The following is an 18588-nucleotide window of genomic DNA, read 5'->3' on the forward strand; positions in this document are numbered from 1 at the left end:
GACTAAAACCGTGAAGTATTACCTGCGGCGTGTCACCTTTTACCTCATTACTCTTTGGGCAGCGGTATCCCTCAACTTCTTCCTCCCGCGTCTCATGCCCGGAGATCCGCGCAGCATATTCATCGAAAAACTCATGCTCCGCGGCGGCGAAATCACCCCAGCTATGGAACGCTCCATTGACCTCGTTTTCGGAACGAGCAATATGTCAATCTGGGATCAATACTGCCAATATCTGAACAATCTCATCCACGGAGATCTGGGCGTCTCCGTTACCAAATTTCCCGCTCCAGTCACAAAACTCATCGCCGACGCCTTACCCTGGACACTTATCCTCGTTGGCACCGCCACCGTCATCTCTTTCATCCTTGGCGTCGGTATTGGAGCGTATGCCGGATGGAAACGCGGCACAAAAGCCGACGCACTTATCCCCGGCATGACTCTTCTCCAATCTGTCCCCTACTTCTGGCTTGCCCTTATCTTCGTCGCCTATTTCTCTGTTGCATTGGGATGGTTCCCCATTATCGGCGGATATTCACTGCGAGATTTCCCCGCCGGCCCCGAAATGTCCTGGCCATTCATCCAATCAGCCATCTACCATGCGATCTTGCCCGCCCTAACCATCATCATCGCCTCCGTCGGCGGATGGGTACTTGGTATGCGCAATATGATGGTTTCCGCACTGTCAGAAGACTACGTCGTTACCGCCGAAGCAAAAGGACTGCGCAAATCCCGCATCTTCTTCTGGTACGCCGCCCGCAATGCGGCACTGCCCTCCATGGCAGCCTTTGGTATCAGCTTAGGATTCGTCGTCGCCGGCTCAATCGTCATGGAACAAGTCTTTACCTACCCCGGCATCGGAAAACTCATGATTAATGCCGTACAAGATAAAGACTTCGCCCTCATGCAGGGCGTATTCCTGGTCATCACCGTAACGGTCCTAGCTGCCAACTTCATCATGGACTTGGTCTATGGTCTGATTGATCCGAGGGCACGAAGCAATGTCTAACTACAAAAATTTCAGTACGCCAACTCCCGCGCCCGACACGACTCCGAACACCAAGGAGAGGACGCATAGCGCAACCGAAGCTACTCACCCGCATACGGCTTACGCCGTAACAACCGGCACCCCTAAGCAGCAAACAAAACATCGCAAACGCCGATATGCCCGCCTCGATGTAAAACTCGGACTCGGGATCATCCTGACAGCATTCGTCCTACTATTCGCCATTTTCGGCGAATTCTTCACCCAAGATCCGCGCGACTACACCGCCGGCACATTCCTCCCCCCATCAGGCGAACACCTACTGGGCACAAATAACCTCGGAGCTGATCTACTGGCACAACTCGCTGAAGGCGCACGCGGATCAATCCTCGTCGGGCTCACTGCTGGCTTCATTGCTGTTTGCCTATCCCTCTTCTTCGGCATCGTCGCAGGATACACTGGCGGGCTTATTGACGAACTACTATCTCTCGTCACCAACATCATGCTCGTCATCCCAGGTTTACCCCTCGTTATTGTTATCGCCTCCTACTTGGAAAGTCGTTCCATGTGGATGATCGCCCTCGTTCTCGGATTCACCTCGTGGGCTGGATCGGCCGTCGTGCTACGACTCCAAGCAAAATCCTTAAGAAATCGGGATTATGTTGCTGCCGCACGAGTATCCGGCGAACACACCCACCGCATTATCCTCGTTGAGATCTTGCCAAATCTCCTACCACTACTGACCGCACAATTCCTCTCCGCAGTGGTGCTAGCCATCTTGTCAGAAGCAGGACTCTCTTTCCTTGGGCTCGGACCTTCCGGCGCAATCACATGGGGCACAATGCTCAACCAAGCCTCCGTACAGAACGCTTTCCACGTCGGAGCATGGTGGTGGTTCGTACCACCTGGACTCATGATCGCCCTGCTCGGCTGCGGGCTATCCCTTATTAATTTCGCCATTGACGAGACGATCAATCCGAAACTCCGCAACGCACCCCACGCGGTACGTCAAATTCGCAAAGCGGAAAAGCAACTGCGACGCGAGCGCAAAAATGCCGCACACGCGGCTCGCTCACTCACCTCTGGGAGGTCCTCATGAGTTACACCCCACTGACCACACCGGATCATGCGGAATATCTGGCCACCCACACTCCAGTACTGACCGCAACCAACATCAACGTGACCTATCAAGTCGATCCACCCGTCCATGCAGTTCGCAACGTCGATGTCACGCTATGCCGCGGTGAAATCCTTGGATTAGCAGGCGAATCTGGTTGCGGGAAAACCACCCTTGCCTACGGCATGACTCGCCTTCTCAAACCTCCAGCCCTATTAAATAGTGGCGAGGTGATCTTCCACGACCAATCCGGCGAAGATATTGACGTCACCCGACTACTTGACGAAGAACTGCGCGCCTTCCGCTGGGATAAAATCTCAATGGTTTTTCAAGGTGCAATGAACGCCCTCAATCCCGTCATCTCCGTCAAACGGCAACTCTTTGACGTCTTTTCCACACACCGCCCCCAGATGAGCAATGCCGAAAAACTGGCCTCCTCGCAAGAATTACTCCGACTCGTCGGCGTCGATCCCGCTCGACTCAGCGCCTTCGCACACGAACTATCCGGCGGAATGCGTCAGCGCATTATGATCGCAATGGCGCTGGCACTACACCCACAAGTCATGATTATGGACGAACCCACCACCGCACTTGACGTCGTGGTGCAACGTGAAATTCTGCGGGAAATCATGCGCCTGCGTGAACGATTCAACTTCGCCGTCGTCTTTATCACCCACGACCTGCCCATGCTCCTAGAAATTTCCGACCGAATAGCCATCATGAAAGATGGGCAGATCGTAGAGCTGAACACAGCCCGCAACATCTACGAAAATCCTCAACACGACTACACGAAGAAGCTCCTGCGATCCTTCCCATCCTTATTCGGGGAGCGTGGCGGGTTCGTTCGTAGCGGAGAAGAAGGAGGCAGACATGACGCTTAACGTGACCCATGTCAGTAAAGACTTCAAAATCCGGCAAGGATTGCGCTCATCAACGCTACATGCCGTCAAAGACGTCTCTTTCACTATAGAACCTGGAAAAACAATTGCACTCGTTGGGGAATCCGGATCAGGTAAATCAACAATCGCCAAAATGATTTTACGTCTGGAAAAACCCACTAGCGGTTCGATAACGATTGACGGGATTGAATCCACTGTTCACGGCAGAGCAGCAAATGATTATCTGCGCAAGGTGCAAATGGTTTTCCAAGATCCATTCGCTTCACTTAACCCGTTCCACTCCATCTCTCACCATCTAGAACGCCCGTTGCGGCTTCATAAAAAAGCACGTACCCGCAGCGAGGTTGAGCACGCCGTGGCAGAGCTACTCACTCGAGTTAATCTGGAACCAGCAGCCGATATCGCACGGCGTCGCCCCCATGAATTATCTGGCGGGCAGCGGCAGCGCGTGGCCATTGCCCGGGCACTTGCCCCCGGTGCGTCTTATCTCATTGCCGACGAGCCGGTGTCCATGTTGGACGTGTCTATCCGGTTGTCCGTTCTCAATCTCCTGGCCCGCTTGCAACGCGAAGAAAATTTAGGGGTTTTGTATATCACGCATGATCTAGCTACCGCACGGCACTTTTCCGACGAGATCATGGTGATGTACAAGGGCGATATTGTCGAATACGGTCCGTCCGACGAGGTCATCCTTCATCCACAACATGAGTACACAAAAACTCTGCTTGCCGCCGCGCCAGAACCGGCAAACCACGGCAAGCTGCGCGCCGAAATTGCTCACGAATTTGCGGGGCAATCATGAGCTCGCCAGTCGGAAAGGCACACGAACCGAACGGCAAGCCATCATCCGCCGCAGATTCGCTATCTTATGCAGCGCCAGATAGCCCCGACGTGGGCACTACCGGGCAAAAGTGCCAGCCCGATAATGCCCTCACGCAGCCGCCCTGCCCGGATATAAATGACTGGGAGCTAGCCCGCGTTGTTGGGCAACTGCTGTGCGTCTCCGTCGGCCATCATACGGATGGAGCTTATGGTTTTTCCGATAGCGTGGACGATGTTGCCGCCCTTATCAGCCAGCATCACATCGGCGGGGTATGTTATTTTCCGGTTGGTGACGCTGGCGCGCAACCCGAAGAAATCCGCCGAACACTTGCCACATTAGCCGCCAGCTCGCAGACGCCTCTCCTGTTCAGCATTGACCAAGAAGGCGGGCTTGTTACCCGAATGAGAGAGCCTGCCACCCGATGGCCCTCCGCGATGGCAGTCGCCGCTTTAGCCGACCTGGAACGCACCCGCTATCTGGCTCGCTGTTCCGGTGAGGAGCTACGTGCCGTCGGCATTAATCATGTGTATGCGCCAGATGCCGACGTTAACAGCGAAGCCCGCAATCCGGTTATTGGTTTGCGCTCCCCCTCCTCTGATCCGCATATTGTGGCCGATCAAGTAACCGCCGCTATTGCCGGTTATCACGACGCCGGACTCGCAACCTGCGTTAAACACTTCCCCGGGCACGGCCAGACCACTGTTGACTCACATTCACAGCTTCCGCAGCTCGTGACCACACGCGAGGAGTGGGAACGAGCTGCGGTCCTTCCGTTTGCCGCCGCTATTTCATCTGGCGTAGACGCCGTGATGATCGGGCATCTGGCCGCCCCAGCTCTGGATCCGCGCGGGGGTGCGGCCACGTTCTCCCGACCAATCATCACCGATATTTTGCGAACCCAGCTTGGTTTCACTGGCGTTATCATCACCGACGCGCTCGATATGGGTGGTGCCCACCTCCCAGGAAGCGCCCAACATCCTTGCGTGGAGGCACTGGCTGCCGGTGTCGATCAGCTACTCATGCCACGTGATCCGCTTGGAGCAATCACCGCAATTGTGCATGCGGTTGACTGCGGAGAACTGGATGAATCCGCACTTCGCTCCTCGGCTCACCGTATTATCCAACTCAAAAAACGACTCGGACTTTTCGCTGAGCCATCGTGTGCGATGCAGCCGCACACCCATCACACTAGCTACCCCGAAACCTTTAGCACATCGCAGACTCAAACAGAATCGGGCACCCAGGCAAATGAGCCGTACCGCATTTCCCACAGCCCATCTCAAGTAGCTCCGCCTACCTCAACCGACGTATCACTGAACAATCCAGCAACACTCGTTTCGCATACCCCGCCAACGGCACCTGCACTCAACCCAGCGGCGGAAATAGATACGCGCACAAAACATTCCCGAACAGCCTTTCGAGCGATCCGCGATGCTATCGCTTGGCGAGAACGCAGCGCACGTTTTCGGCTTGATCCGCAACGCCCCATCCATATCTCCCATGATCGGCTTCCACCGAGTATTGGTCGCGGCGTTGAAGACGTCCCCGCAGAGCTGTGCTCACAACTCAGCGCCGCTGGTTTCTCCGTCACCTGTCACCAATTCGACGACCCGATACAATCCGCCAACCAGCCGTCAGGCACTCACACGTCAGATCGTATTCAGCGGGACACCAGCCCACAACGCATTGTGATTATCCGCGATGCGTGGCGATGTGATGATGTCGCCGCCCAGGTGCAAAAACACATCGCAGCCGGAGTGGACCTCGTGATCTGTGCGCGCTCCCCCTACGACTCCATGCTCATCCCGCGCGGGATCCCAACCTTACTCACTTTCGGGGATATTCCTGCCGTGGCCCGCGCCTTATGCGATGTCCTCATCGCCGGCGCGGCGCTCGGATCCACCCCTGTTCAATTACCCACTCCCACTCTTGATCCCCGCCTCAGTGCCAGCCCCTACACAGCTCATAACTCGGCCGGCCCACTAAGCGAGGACACTACAGCACTCCTTGATCTGCAATATGGCGGCGATCCTCGCATACACATTCGCCCCTATCGGCACGCAGATCGAGAGGCGCTGGGCAATATCTGTATCCGCACCGGCGATTCTGGTTCTGACGCTACCGGCCTATATGTCAACGAACAGATTTTGCCCGATATATACACCTACCCCTACCTGGAGTACGCCCCCGAGCTAGTTCATATTCTTGACGTTGACGGTCAAGCTGTTGGGTATATCGTCGGCGTCGCTAATGTGCCAGACTTTGCCCGCTGGTGGGATACACATTGGATCGCATATTTGCGCCGCCGTTACGGTCTACCTAGCGCAGAGCTTCCCGCACGCGAGCGCGCACTCATCGCTAAAGGCTACGATCCACAGTCGATGGTAGCCCCCTGGCATACGGATTACCCTGCTGAATTCCATATCGACATGCTGCCCGTCGTCCAAGGTCGCAACTGGGGTTCAAAACTCATTGAATCATTCCGGCAAGCCGTTGCCCCTTTCGCCCCTGGTATCGCAATTGGAGTGGGCGCACGCAATACCCGCGCTGTCGCGTTCTATCGCAAACTCGGCTTCCACACCCTCCACACCCACGAAAGCGGCACGTATCGCGGATACACTATGGGAATTTCCACGAGAGGCACACTATGAGCCACGCACCGAAAATTCAGTTAGGTATTGACGTTCTACGCAGCGATCTACGCCAACTGCCTGGAACACGGTGGGCATTAGTCACCAACGATACGGCTGTAACGAGCGATCTCACTTTAACGTCTCAGGCATTATGGCAAGACGGCGCTCCACTGTGCGCACTATTCAGCCCAGAACACGGCTTACACGTCACCGCTCAGGCCGGAGAATCCGAATCCCATACCGTTGATCCACGCACCGGATTACCTGTTATTGATACCTATCACCTCAACGCTTCTCAGTTACAAGCCGCGATCACACAACTAGATATTGATCTCCTCCTCATTGATCTGCCTGACGTGGGAACTCGCTACTACACCTACGCCTCAACCATGATTGACGTTATGCGCAGCGCTGCCGAGTTGGGCCTGCCAATCGTCGTTCTTGATCGACCAAATCCACTTGGCGGGCAGATAGACGGGCCAGGCTGCCAGGCAGAATATTCCTCGTTTATTGGGCGAGCGAATATCCCTATCCGACACGGCTTAACCATTGGAGAGATCGCCCGTTTTATTGCTGCCTACGACACACAACTAGGACGACCCGCTGCCGATCTTCACGTCCTCACAATGCGCGGATGGCAACGCAATATGCTGTGGAAAGACACCAGATTGCCCTGGGTCATGCCCTCACCAAATCTACCCCATCCAACAAGCGCTCTCGTTTTTAACGGGACAGCGCTATGCGAAGGCACAAATATCTCCGAAGGACGCGGCACAACCCGCCCCTTTGAGCTAATTGGAGCACCGTGGGCAAGCGAGCAACTTGCCGAACAATTGAACGCCTACCAACTGCCTGGCGTGCGTTTTCGCCCTACATGGTTCACTCCCGTCATGAGCAAATGGGCCGGTCAAGCCATATCTGGCGTACAACTCCACGTCACCGATCCATATACGATCCACCCCTTGCGCACCGCCCTTTACCTCATGAGCCACTTAGCCAGCCACGACTTCGCCTGGAACGAACCCACCTGGGAAGACTCCGGCCCCCAAACGCCGTACTTTATTGACCTCATGTGGGGCAACAGCCATCTACGCAACCGTCTAGCAGAGATGAAACCGCGTGATATTGACGAATTTCTCCACGACGAACAACTCAAAGATTGGATTGACCCCGAATTATTACTCTATTCCTGCGACAAATACGCTATCTCTCATAGATAATGCCAATATCACGAGGCTATATGTGTTGGCTGACCATACCTAACAGCACAATCTGCGCTCACCGTCAAAGAAATAGCTCAGAAAAGAAAGAAGGGAGATAACTGTGACACCACAGACCTCCACCGAAGATTTCGTCAACAACCGCGTGCCACTCACCACCCGTATTCGTGGTCTATTACCCAGTATGCAACCAGCTATGGCACGGGTTGGCTCCCTCATTGTGGAACATCCAAAGAAAGCTGCCGCAATGACGATTTCTGAGCTGGCTGACGCGGTTGGCGTCTCAGAAACCACCATCGTCCGTTTTTGCCGAGAGATTCACGCTGGCGGCTACTCCCAACTGCGGCTGGCACTCGCCGTGGAATTGGGTGCCCGTTCCGAAGCCCAAGAGCGATTTCATGGTGATACCGATATTTCCCCAGAAGATACCCTGTTATCTGCTGTAGAGAAGATCGCCTATGCTGACGCGCGATCAGTGGAGGATACCGCGAAATCCCTATCCTTACCCACATTAGAGCGAGTCGTAGATGCCATGATTGCTGCCAACCGGATTGAGATTGTTGGGGTAGGAGCCTCTGGGCTAGTGGCCATGGATCTTCAGCAAAAACTGCACCGGATCGGCATGATTTCTTTTGCTTTTACTGATCCGCACCAGGCTTTGACTTCCGCTTCACTGCTGGATGAGCATGCCGTTGCCATTGCGATCTCCCACTCCGGCAATACTGCCGACACGATCGAATCCCTCACCGTCGCCGCCGAACGCGGCGCCTGTACTGTAGCTATCACTAATTCCCCCCGCTCCGCCCTTGCAGCTTTAGCCGACAATGTATTAACCACCGCAGCAATGGAAACGACGTTCCGCTCCGCCGCCACCGGATCTCGCCTCGCCCAGCTCACCGTTGTCGATTGCCTATTCGTCGGTGTCGCCCAAAAACGCCTCGAACAATCCCTCTCCGCTCTTGATGAGACACGTCGCGCGGTGGCCTCGAAGCGTTTTAATACCAAGGTGGAATAGGCACACTAATGTCTGCCACCGTCTTTCCTCCTCCAATCCGGCGCTTGTGGGCGGGCAAAGTATTTTGCTACGGCACACATCCACACGCTTCGTCCCCAATACAATTTAGCTACTTAATCGCCTATCTCTGGCACTGCCTCGAGATATTAGGAAACTATGTGACGCTCCGTTTTGGTAAGACCTTCGCGCGTGAGCAACCTTCGGATTGGGAAGCGCTGCGCATACCCGAACGCCGCTGCATATCTTTCAGCTATCTCACCATCACGGCATCCGTTTTCACGTATTCTCCAAAGACCTTATCCACCGTGACAGATCAGACTATCGCGGCATTGTTTCATATAACTGCAGATGAGGAGATATGCTCATGACGTTCTTTGATATGAGTCTCGATCAGTTGGAAACATATCGACCGACGGTGCGAGAACCACAGGATTTTGATGACTTTTGGCGGCGAACTCTCGCAGAAAACCCCTTCGATCCGCAACACATTCAGATAACGGATTACCCGAGCCGCCTACGTAGCGTGCGAGTGCGAGATGTGATGTTTCCTGGTTTTGGAGGTACACCCATTGCCGCATGGCTTATCACTCCCGTTACGCCTGGGCCTCACCCCGTCATCGTGCGCTTTATTGGGTACGGGGGCGGGCGCGGATTCCCAGAAGAGAATCTCATCTGGGCCAGTGCCGGCTTTGCGGAATTCATCGTCGATAATCGGGGGCAAGGTGGCGGCTTTGGCTCGGGAGGAAACACCCGTGATTGTGACGGCGGCGGGCCAGCAACGTCCGGATGTTTGACGCGCGGTATCCTCAATCCTGACGAATACTATTATCGTCGGTTGTTCACCGATGCTCACCACGCAGTCTGCACACTCGCCCATATTCCTGATGTTGATCCCCAACAGATTATTACTGCTGGTGGAAGCCAGGGCGGGGCGTTAGCGATCACGGCGGCAGCCCTGCATCCCGATATTCGGGCAGTTATGGCCGACGTGCCATTCTTATGCCATATCGAACGTTCAATTGGGCTGACGGGAGCTCAACCGTGGGCGGAGATCGTGCGGTTCTTATCCGTCAATCGCGATAGTCGCGAAGCGGTTTATCACACATTGTCCTATTTTGATGTGGTTAATATGGCTAAGCGAGCTACTGCACCAGCATTATTCTCAACCGCACTAATGGATATGGTCTGCCCGCCTTCAACGGTTTACGCCATGAAAAACTGGTACAACGGACCACATGAGATAGCGGTTTATCATTTCAATGGGCATGAGGGCGGGGGTACTTACCAGATCCGCCGGCAACTTTCGTGGTTGACGCAAACTATTCTTCAAAAGTAGTTGTCTCACGTTCTTCTTGCGCAGGCGGGCTTAGGAAAAGGGCGTATGTTCAGCTATCTGGGCAGTTAAAACCGTGCGATCTAGATGGCCTTCGGACGCAAGCTGTAGCGCCCCCACAATCGGCGGCACACTATCACATAGGTGAAGCCCCGGATACCGACGCAATAACTCTGCCAATAACCGATCACGAAGCGGTCCACCCTCACAGAGCAATCCACCCGTCAAGACCATATCCTCATTGCGCACCTCTGTGTCGCAAACGGCAGCGACGCTACGGCATATCCCAGTAATAGCCTGCGATACGATTTCGACACATACTGCGTCATCTACATGCTCACACACTATTGGCGCAAACTGACCAAATTCTGCTGGATTTACCTGATCGACGTAGGCAATAAGATCTTGCCTCAGATCCTGAGCATCCGCACCCGCGCCCATCGGCATATTAGCCTGTTTCCTCGCGCCTTGATCCGAGTATCGCTCCTGTTCACAGCGTATTGCTAGACAGTGGTTCAGAACCTCCTGAGTTAGCAGGGTCTGCGGTCCTCGCCCGTCCAATGCGGCGGCAACAGCCTGAAGTGCCTGGATCCCGATCCAGGTGGCTGAGCCAATATCGCCCAGTAGCCACCCCATTCCGTCACATCGTCTGGTCAGAGAAAAATTCTGATATTGAGCAACAACTGCTCCAGTTCCAGCTAATACGAGGATTCCATTTCCGCTCTGCGATGCTGCCGCAAAAGCGGTGTCGAGATCTTGGGAAATACGTATTGGGCCAAAGTGGTATTTGGGAGTTATCCCGCCGCCTGTCTGACTTTCCCTCGCAACAGCTAGTCGATTGGTGATCCCAGTGTTTAGCTCGGTAGCTAGTTGACTGTTTATCTGGGCAGCTAGTTGCTCCCAGCGACGCTGACATTCCGCATTGATATGTTCCCAGCGGGCCGGACCAGCCCCTGCAATCCCCAGGTGTGCGCCAAGAATCGTAGCGCCGGGGAGCGCAGCACATACGTCAGCAATTGCGTCAAAGATATTATCTAAAGCTCGCGTCCCAGACGAGCGAATATTACCTCCAGCACCGCGCGCGTAGGCACGTACCTGACCATCCTTCGATACCGCCACAACCTTCGAACTCGTCGCACCAATATCCGCACCAAGATACACCTCAACGCCACGTTCAGAAGCTATTGTCTGAGACATAAAAAGCACCTTTACCCTGCTCAGATGGCCAGCATGTGGTATCCACATTACTCTATGCGGCTCAAGGTAATGCGTTCACTCAGCATCCCTATTAATAACTGACGCACAGAGCGACATTCCAATATCTCTTTACACGTATGCCACTATGCAATATCTCCTTATATGGGAAAAATGCGGCTGTGGCAACGGGTTGTAGCACTGGAACATCCCCCGCCAATATGCACAGAATCTACAGCACATAGACCCTAAAAATACATTAATTACAACCCAGGAATCGTCTGCGACCACGTGCTATGAAAAATCGCATCGACGATAGGGCGGTTTGGCGCGAGCCAATCAAGATCGGAATACGTTTGCTCATCAACCCAGCGCAGCTCGATATGCCCGGAACCAACCTGTGGCTGACCATCTGCCTGAGCGCTCCACACCAACATTTGCCGACCACCGAGAATTGGCCATGCACCATCAGCGCTTTGCGGGCAGAGCACTGGTTCTTCAATGAACAATCCGCACCCGAGCTCCTCGCGGATCTCGCGTTCTAAGGCGCGATGAGGTTCTTCCCCTGGTTCTATCTTTCCACCCGGTAACTCCCACTTTCCGCGCAGTTCTTCTGGATAGGAACGCTGGGCGGCTAGTAGTTCGACCCTCCTGCCCGAGGCCGTATTTCGATGCCGCATAATTGCCGCTGCAACAACGCGGGCCCGCATAGCCGGATCACGCACCGCTTCTGGGGTGTTATAGGTAATATCGCCGATCTGCGGCGCTGCCAGGCGAGGTTGGAAAATTGGCTGCGGAATATCCGCTATTAAACGGCGTACTTCAATAAGATCCGTTTTCCTCGGGTCAAGCCACGAATCCCACATATACTGCGGAATGAGCAGTGGGCTGCGTTCGTGGATGTGCCCAATCGCATCTGGTGCGGGTCTGGTTATGATTGCTGCCGTGCTCCGCCACGGCTGGTCTGGCCCACCTCGCCACACAGAACATACCCCAGCAAAAGCCAGTACCGGATCATCCGTTCCACCGGAAAGAAACCACGGGATTTTCACTGCTGAGCCGTGCGTCCCCTGCACCTGCCGCGCTGCCCGCTGCCATTCGTAATACCCGTTAGCTGGGATGAGGCACCTGCACAGCGCCGCCGCTTCTCTGAAAAATGGCTTTTCCGTCAGGGTTTCAGCGCGGGCATTTATCATGTTCCGAGTTTCTGGCTGTGCCCACGACGGGAGAAAACCCCAGTCCATTGCCCGCAGTTGGCGTTGGATTGTGCGCGATAAAGCCGAATTATTCGCGGGAAGGGTCGGATTATCCTGGTTGCCAACCTGGCTATTCGGGCCTGGAATCGAATTATTCTGGTTGACGGGCTGCTTATGCGAAAGACCAGCCTCAACAAACCTATCCACAATCACCGATATGTGCTGGCTAGGAGCAATATTCCACGAGGGCTGTGGGATAGGGTCAACCACGCGCTCCACGTCAAAGTGCGCACATATTTCCTCCGGCGCACTCCACAATGCATATCTGCCACACACGCAATCCATCCTAGTGCTCTCAACGTCGGCGCCCAAAGGCTGCCGTGCCACCGCATACTCCGCCGAGAGCAGCACAAGAGCTACCCCCCCCATCCGCCTCAAGTCGCACATGCCATTATTTGGCGCCCAGCTCACGAGCCATTTTCCCGAAAATCATACCGACGGCGGAAAGTACACCCACATACCCGCCTTAACCTGGCGCTATGAGCACTTTTCCATACACAGTATCCGCCGGATCCCAGCCGGCAATTCACACCATGAATCTGACCAAGGTCTACGGCAGCGGCGAGGCAACCGTCGTCGCTGTCAATAACGTCAATATTGATATTCGCAACGGGGAATTCACCGCCCTCATGGGCCCATCCGGCTCAGGAAAATCCACTTTCCTCCACTGCGTCGCCGGTTTAGATGGCGTCACCTCCGGAAAGGTTATCGTTGGCGGTGAGGATATTACCGCGATGAACGATACCGCGTTGTCGAAATTCCGCCGCGACCGGATCGGTTACGTATTCCAGAGTTTCAATCTTTTACCCACTATGAACGCGCGGCAAAATATCGAATTGCCTTTGCGTATGTCCGGTGCCCGTATTGATAGCGCCTGGTTCGACCAGCTCATCACCAATCTCGGTTTAGCTGATCGTCTCCACCATTTCCCACATGAACTTTCTGGCGGGCAACAGCAACGAGTCGCCGTAGCTCGCGCCCTGCTGAGCCGCCCTGCCGTCGTCATTGCCGACGAACCCACCGGAAATCTTGATTCCGTCTCCTCAAAAGAAGTCCTCGGGCTCCTGCGCAGTGCCGTTGACGAACTCGGTCAAACCGTTCTCATGGTCACTCACGATAGCGACGCGGCAGCGGTAGCTGATCGAATCATTCGGATGGAAGACGGCAATATCGTCTCCGATTCCGTGCCAGCCACGAGGTGATCTGCAATGAACAATGTGCTGTGGAGTAATCTGCGACGTAAACCCGGACGGCTAGTAGCCACAGTTATTGCAGTGGCAATGTCGGTCGCCTTTATCATCGTCACGCTGAGCTTATCGAACTCCATCAATAATTCCTTAGTTCAAGCTACGGCCTACCAGGTGCAACACACATCCGTCATCATGACCTGTGCAGATTCACCAAGTACCACCGATAACGACCCGCACTGCCTGCAATTGCCCGCAACTTTGCGAGAACACCCCGAAGTTTCCCAGGCTGATATTACGACGAGTTTAGGGGCAGAGCTGCGCTCAGCTCACGCTCTTACCTTTGCCGAGATTGGTAGCGTTATTAGCCCAGAACAGCGCTGGCAAGAGCTCACCTCCGGGCAGATGCCTACGACCTCCGGAGAAATCGCCTTAGGATCTTCCACCGCAGAAACTCTTGAGGTTTCCATCGGGGATACGGTCTACCTTGAGGGCGCAGATCATTCGGCCAATACCTATCGGATTACCGGAATATATGACGATGACGTCCCTGGCATGTTGCCCTCGGCCACCATGCTCGATAAGGATATTCGCGCCGCTATTCCTGGATCTTTTTTCTATTCCAATATCCTCGTTTCGTCGAATTCCCTCAATGCTGAACAACTAGCGAGCTTCTTGCAGCAGCTACCGGAGATGCGCAGTTTTAATATCACTCCCGATAAGATCCAGACGGCAGCGCAATACACCGAAGATTCCATTAATAAGATGACGGGCAATGACGACACCCTGAAAACCGTGCTGCTCGGTTTTGTTCTTATCGCGCTGATTGTGGCCTCAATCGTGGTGAGCTTGACCTTCCACGTCCTCATCGCCCAGCGAACTCGGGATTTGGCCTTGGTTCGCTGCCTGGGGGCAACTCGCGCTCAAATTCGCCGAATGGTTATCAACGAGGCGGCTCTCATCGGAACTATCTCCGCTATTTTCGGCAGTATCCTCGGGGTGGCGGTGACGTTCATATTATTCCCAATGTTCAATCTCGCTCCGGATCTACACGGCTTAATGGGCTCTATCGTTGCCGCTTTTATTGTTGGTTTAGTGCTGACGGTGGTCTGTGCATTAAATCCGGCCCGACGGGCAACTCGTGTATCGCCGATGGCAGCCCTACGCCCAGTCGATATGGTTCGAGAAAGCTCTCGGATTCGATACGGACGCTTGGCCCTGGCCTGGCTTTTCTTCTTCGCCTCCGCTGCCGTGTTAGCGCAAAGTATTCGCAACAATATGCTCATCCCCGCCGTGTTTTCTGGAGCATTACTGTTTATCGCGACGGTTATTGTGAGCCGGTACATCATTCCCGCTCTTATTCGCGCTACCGCCGCCATTGGGGGCAATCGTGGAACGACCGCGCGCCTCGCCGTATCGAATCTCTTGCGCAATACCTCCCGAACGGTTGCCACCGCAGCAGCCCTCATCGTTGGCATTGGGCTCGTGACCTGCGTTATCGTCGGGAAAACCTCAATGGAGGAATCCCTGATCCAAGAGTTGGATACTCGTCGGCCTTTTGATTTTGTTGTTACTGGCGAGGATCTCACGCCCGAGCAGTTAGCTCCGGTTGCGCATTTCGACGGGGTTGAGCGGATGCATATCACACCGGCTGCCACGGTCAGTGCGGTGGATCTATCGGAGAATGCTGCAGGTGCCATTGCGCCGCCGCAGATCGCCGATAGTACATCCACGGAATCCGAGCATGCCGCCGCGACCGATACGAGCAGCGCATTAACTGCTATTTTGTTGGCCGACGATACCTCCGTGACGAAACTGGCGCGCAGTTCGCTTCCCGTCCCTGAGGTTGGTACCGTCTTTACCTCAAATGCAGGGATTTTTGGGGTCGCTGACGGTCAGCAGATCACGGTCAGCCAAGGCGCAACGCAGGTTCAGCTTACCGTCCATGAACTGCGCGGTTTCGGTGAGAATATCCTGTGGGCAAATCCGCAGGATGTGGCGCGGTTCCACACCCACTCGGCGGCGATTCTCAGAGTCTCGGATTCTGTTACCCTCAGCGATCTATCCCAGCTATCGGCGCAGTTGCGCTCGCTTGGAACGGATATTACGTTGTCGGCAAGCGCGATAGATCGCGTGCATTACGAAACAATTCTCGACCAGTTAATGTTTATCGTTTTGGGGTTGCTCGGGGCTGCCGTCATTATCTCCATTGTGGGCGTATCGAATACCTTGGCGCTGTCAGTTATTGAACGCCGACGAGAATCCGGGCTGTTGCGCGCCTTGGGATACAGCCGCCCGCAGATGCGCCGGATGATTTCTGTGGAGGCGCTACTGACGGTTTTCAGCGCGGTTATTATCGGCGTGACGTTAGGGGTTGTCGAAGGCTGGGCCGGAACTTTCACGCTGACCCAGGGAGCGGAACTGCCGGCTCATTTCGTATTCCCGTGGCAGTGGATCCTCGGCATTATTGGGGTAGCTGGCGTGACGGCCTATCTTGCGGCCTTGCTGCCGGCTCGATCCGCTGCGCGGGTCTCGCCGCTCGAAGCAATCGCCGCTGAATAGCGGGGAAGGCTGCGAGGGCTGGCGCTGCTCGGTTCGGGGGTTAGCAGGAAAGAGATCCTGCTAACCCCCGAACACGTTTACCCCTTTTACACCCAGCCATATTGCCCGATCACGCGCGCCCAGCACGGCAGCTCGTATGGCAGCATAGCCAGACATTGCGTGGGGTTCTCAACGGGGCATGCGAGAATCTGGCACGCCCAGAGCCTGCTATCGGCGCCTCTCGTATGGCGCCCTTTCCTACACGCCAACCACGTTGCCGAAAATACTGCAGCACGCCTTGCCCTGCCACCTATCCTCACTCAACACACGCGCTATCACTCATGCGGCAAACCATCTCCCCACCGCCCGCTGCAGCCCGCCTCATCGCACACGCTGCCCACTTACAATCCGTCCCCATCACACGCGCTACCCGAATCCCGAGCCGAGCCACCCCAAAATCCATCGCGCACAGTGCAACCCACTAGCTCACGCCCCTACCGCACGCTGTCGGCGAATCGTGAGATACACCCTTGCCGCACCTCGAAGCACCCCATTATGCTCACGGTGTCCGGTTCATCTACTTTTGTAAGAATGGCGTTCCTGTGTTTCTAGCATTACGAGAAATCCGACATGCCAAGGTCAGATTCTTGGCAATTTGTGCCGTCGTCTTTCTGCTCAGTTATGTCGTGTACTTCCTTACCGGCCTGGCCTATGGGTTAGCCAGCTCCTACACCGAAGTACTCACCCGCTGGAATGCTCAGAGCATTACCTTAACTGAGGAATCCAACGCCAACGCCCTGGCCTCCCGAATGGATGCCGCACAGCTAGAATACGATCCCAGCTCTAGCGCGCTGTGGCAAGTAACAGCCACTGCCGTTCCCGCTCTCGATAACAGCACAGATGCCCGCGTCAACGTCTATCTTTTCGCTACCGACGTTGACTCTTTCCTGATTCCCGAACCCAGCAGCGGAACCGCTCCTGCTAGCCCATCACAGGTGCTCGCTGATAGCACCCTGCAACGCTCGGGCTACCACGTCGGCTCCTCACTATCTATCCCCCATATCAGCACTCCCGTTACGATTTCTGGCTTCGTCGATCACGCTCGATTCCAAGCCGCACCCGTCATTTTCCTCAGCCCCGCACTATTTTCCCAAGCCGCACAGCTCCCCAGCGGCACGCGCCTGGTCAACGCAGTGGTAAGTACCGACGAAAATGCTGCCGTTCAGTATCACGGAAATGACGCACACCTGGTAACGCTGAGTACCAAAAAATTCATTGACGAACTGCCCGGGTATCGCGCCCAATATCTCACCTTCGGTCTGATGATCGGCGCATTGATCGCCATTTTGAGCTTAGTCCTCGGCATTTTCATGTATGTTCTGACCTTGCAAAAGAAACACGTCTTTGGCGTGATGAAAGCCCAAGGTATCCCGACGTCATATCTGGCCCGATCAGGAGCGATTCACACACTGTTGATTACTGTGGTCGGAGTCGGGCTCGGCTTACTTGCCGCCGTTGCCAGCGGGATTGCTCTGAGCAGCAAAGTTCCTTTCGCCGTCAATCCGCTGCTATTTACCGCCGTAAGTATTGCCTTTATCGTCTTTACCTTAATTGGCAGTATCTTCCCGATCTCCATCATCTCTCGCGTTGACCCCTTGGAGGCGATGAACGCATGAACCCGTCGAATAACAACCAATCCATGATTGAATTACGCGGCGTTACAAAAGATTTTCAGCAAGGATCCCAGACGATTCATGCCTTAAAAGAGACGCATTTTCAAGCCGGACGCGGGGAATTCATTGCGGTTATTGGCCCATCAGGGTCCGGCAAATCGACGTTCCTGACCATCATTGGTGGGCTACAAACCCCAACGAGCGGCGAAGTATTCCTCGCCGGTGAAAATATCACGACGGCAAACACCAAAGCCCGTAGCGCGGCCCGCTTCCGCAACCTCGGTTTCGTCACCCAATCCTCATCTTTGGTCCCATTCCTCACCGTGCGCGAACAGCTCCAACTACATGGGAAAGTAACCAAAGATCGGGCAGATAACGAGCGTATCCTTGCCATGCTTGACCAGCTCGGAGTGGCGGATCTGGCCGATAAATATCCTGCCGATCTCTCCGGTGGGGAGCGGCAACGAGTAGCTATCGCCGCTGCCCTCTTTCATCAGCCATCAGTAGTTTTAGCCGACGAGCCAACCGCCGCTTTGGATACCGAACGCGCACTGGCAACCGCTGAACTCTTGCGCGATCTAGCCCATGAAACGCAAGCCGCAATCGTCATGGTGACTCACGATACTCGACTCATCCCTTACTGCGATCGAGTCTACGAAATCCGCGATGGTGAACTGAGCGAAGCGACGGCTTAACCTGCGCCGAATAATACAAT

The 18588-nt window shown here is 54.9% G+C and carries 15 protein-coding genes; 13 read left to right on the forward strand and 2 right to left on the reverse strand.

The annotated features are described in order from the left end of the window. Positions 1 to 10 precede the first annotated feature (10 nt). The 9 genes from ACLHIL_RS04965 to ACLHIL_RS05005 all read left to right on the forward strand — a co-directional run bounded on the left by ACLHIL_RS04965 (position 11) and on the right by ACLHIL_RS05005 (position 10025). Complete coding sequence (locus ACLHIL_RS04965) at positions 11 to 1006, forward strand: ABC transporter permease (RefSeq protein WP_411296848.1); 996 nt, start codon at positions 11 to 13, stop codon at positions 1004 to 1006. Next, positions 999 to 2081, forward strand: a complete 1083-nt coding sequence (locus tag ACLHIL_RS04970; protein WP_411296849.1) for an ABC transporter permease — start codon at positions 999 to 1001, stop codon at positions 2079 to 2081. Before ACLHIL_RS04965 ends, ACLHIL_RS04970 begins: the two co-directional genes overlap by 8 nt. Next, complete coding sequence (locus ACLHIL_RS04975; protein ID WP_411296850.1) at positions 2078 to 2980, forward strand: ABC transporter ATP-binding protein; 903 nt, start codon at positions 2078 to 2080, stop codon at positions 2978 to 2980. The genes ACLHIL_RS04970 and ACLHIL_RS04975 overlap by 4 nt, the downstream gene beginning before the upstream one ends. Further along, positions 2970 to 3800 (forward strand): ABC transporter ATP-binding protein, encoded by an 831-nt coding sequence (locus ACLHIL_RS04980; RefSeq protein WP_411296851.1) that lies wholly within the window; start codon positions 2970 to 2972, stop codon positions 3798 to 3800. The genes ACLHIL_RS04975 and ACLHIL_RS04980 overlap by 11 nt, the downstream gene beginning before the upstream one ends. After that, positions 3797 to 6472: a glycoside hydrolase family 3 N-terminal domain-containing protein gene (locus tag ACLHIL_RS04985; RefSeq protein ID WP_411296852.1), complete on the forward strand. Its 2676-nt coding sequence runs from the start codon at positions 3797 to 3799 to the stop codon at positions 6470 to 6472. The genes ACLHIL_RS04980 and ACLHIL_RS04985 overlap by 4 nt, the downstream gene beginning before the upstream one ends. After that, on the forward strand, positions 6469 to 7674 hold the full coding sequence (locus ACLHIL_RS04990) for an exo-beta-N-acetylmuramidase NamZ domain-containing protein (protein ID WP_411296853.1): 1206 nt from the start codon (positions 6469 to 6471) through the stop codon (positions 7672 to 7674). The genes ACLHIL_RS04985 and ACLHIL_RS04990 overlap by 4 nt, the downstream gene beginning before the upstream one ends. A 103-nt stretch (positions 7675 to 7777) precedes the next feature. Next, on the forward strand, positions 7778 to 8689 hold the full coding sequence (locus ACLHIL_RS04995) for a MurR/RpiR family transcriptional regulator (RefSeq protein ID WP_411296854.1): 912 nt from the start codon (positions 7778 to 7780) through the stop codon (positions 8687 to 8689). A 158-nt stretch (positions 8690 to 8847) separates the two neighbouring features. Next, entirely contained in the window at positions 8848 to 9057 is a 210-nt protein-coding gene (locus ACLHIL_RS05000; RefSeq protein ID WP_411296855.1) for a hypothetical protein, read from the forward strand. After that, positions 9054 to 10025 carry an acetylxylan esterase gene (locus ACLHIL_RS05005; RefSeq protein WP_411296856.1) on the forward strand — a complete coding sequence of 324 codons (972 nt, stop codon included), beginning with the start codon at positions 9054 to 9056 and terminating at the stop codon, positions 10023 to 10025. Before ACLHIL_RS05000 ends, ACLHIL_RS05005 begins: the two co-directional genes overlap by 4 nt. Positions 10026 to 10055: 30 nt before the next feature. Here ACLHIL_RS05005 and ACLHIL_RS05010 read toward each other — a convergent pair whose 3' ends face one another. Together ACLHIL_RS05010 and ACLHIL_RS05015 are read right to left on the reverse strand one after the other, a co-directional pair. Further along, entirely contained in the window at positions 10056 to 11219 is a 1164-nt protein-coding gene (locus tag ACLHIL_RS05010; RefSeq protein ID WP_411296857.1) for an N-acetylglucosamine kinase, read from the reverse strand. Positions 11220 to 11479: 260 nt separating this feature from the next. Further along, positions 11480 to 12841 carry an SOS response-associated peptidase family protein gene (locus tag ACLHIL_RS05015; protein ID WP_411296858.1) on the reverse strand — a complete coding sequence of 454 codons (1362 nt, stop codon included), beginning with the start codon at positions 12839 to 12841 and terminating at the stop codon, positions 11480 to 11482. 110 nt (positions 12842 to 12951) lie between these two features. Between ACLHIL_RS05015 and ACLHIL_RS05020 the strand changes: the two genes are divergently transcribed. The 4 genes from ACLHIL_RS05020 (at position 12952) to ACLHIL_RS05035 (ending at position 18568) form a co-directional block, all read left to right on the forward strand. Continuing rightward, the gene (locus tag ACLHIL_RS05020) at positions 12952 to 13674 is read left to right on the forward strand and encodes an ABC transporter ATP-binding protein (protein ID WP_411296859.1); all 723 of its coding nucleotides are present in this window, start codon (positions 12952 to 12954) and stop codon (positions 13672 to 13674) included. Positions 13675 to 13680: 6 nt separating this feature from the next. Beyond that, complete coding sequence (locus tag ACLHIL_RS05025; protein ID WP_411296860.1) at positions 13681 to 16221, forward strand: ABC transporter permease; 2541 nt, start codon at positions 13681 to 13683, stop codon at positions 16219 to 16221. A gap of 581 nt (positions 16222 to 16802) precedes the next feature. Next, on the forward strand, positions 16803 to 17876 hold the full coding sequence (locus tag ACLHIL_RS05030) for an ABC transporter permease (protein ID WP_411296861.1): 1074 nt from the start codon (positions 16803 to 16805) through the stop codon (positions 17874 to 17876). Then, a complete protein-coding gene (locus ACLHIL_RS05035; protein ID WP_411296862.1) occupies positions 17873 to 18568 on the forward strand; it encodes an ABC transporter ATP-binding protein in 696 nt (231 codons plus the stop codon). The genes ACLHIL_RS05030 and ACLHIL_RS05035 overlap by 4 nt, the downstream gene beginning before the upstream one ends. Positions 18569 to 18588: the final 20 nt, after the last annotated feature.

The organism is Trueperella sp. LYQ143, from assembly GCF_046599595.1.
Lineage (GTDB): Bacteria > Actinomycetota > Actinomycetes > Actinomycetales > Actinomycetaceae > Trueperella.

Bases quoted from the DNA above. Each gene is read 5' to 3' on its own strand.
- ACLHIL_RS04985 (WP_411296852.1), top strand. From the start codon at position 3,797: ATGAGCTCGCCAGTCGGAAAGGCACACGAACCGAACGGCAAGCCATCA.
- ACLHIL_RS04990 (WP_411296853.1), top strand. From the start codon at position 6,469: ATGAGCCACGCACCGAAAATTCAGTTAGGTATTGACGTTCTACGCAGC.
- ACLHIL_RS05005 (WP_411296856.1), top strand. From the start codon at position 9,054: ATGACGTTCTTTGATATGAGTCTCGATCAGTTGGAAACATATCGACCG.
- ACLHIL_RS04975 (WP_411296850.1), top strand. From the start codon at position 2,078: ATGAGTTACACCCCACTGACCACACCGGATCATGCGGAATATCTGGCC.
- ACLHIL_RS05015 (WP_411296858.1), bottom strand. From the start codon at position 12,841: ATGGGGGGGGTAGCTCTTGTGCTGCTCTCGGCGGAGTATGCGGTGGCA.
- ACLHIL_RS05025 (WP_411296860.1), top strand. From the start codon at position 13,681: ATGAACAATGTGCTGTGGAGTAATCTGCGACGTAAACCCGGACGGCTA.
- ACLHIL_RS04970 (WP_411296849.1), top strand. From the start codon at position 999: ATGTCTAACTACAAAAATTTCAGTACGCCAACTCCCGCGCCCGACACG.
- ACLHIL_RS04980 (WP_411296851.1), top strand. From the start codon at position 2,970: ATGACGCTTAACGTGACCCATGTCAGTAAAGACTTCAAAATCCGGCAA.
- ACLHIL_RS05035 (WP_411296862.1), top strand. From the start codon at position 17,873: ATGAACCCGTCGAATAACAACCAATCCATGATTGAATTACGCGGCGTT.
- ACLHIL_RS05020 (WP_411296859.1), top strand. From the start codon at position 12,952: ATGAGCACTTTTCCATACACAGTATCCGCCGGATCCCAGCCGGCAATT.
- ACLHIL_RS05010 (WP_411296857.1), bottom strand. From the start codon at position 11,219: ATGTCTCAGACAATAGCTTCTGAACGTGGCGTTGAGGTGTATCTTGGT.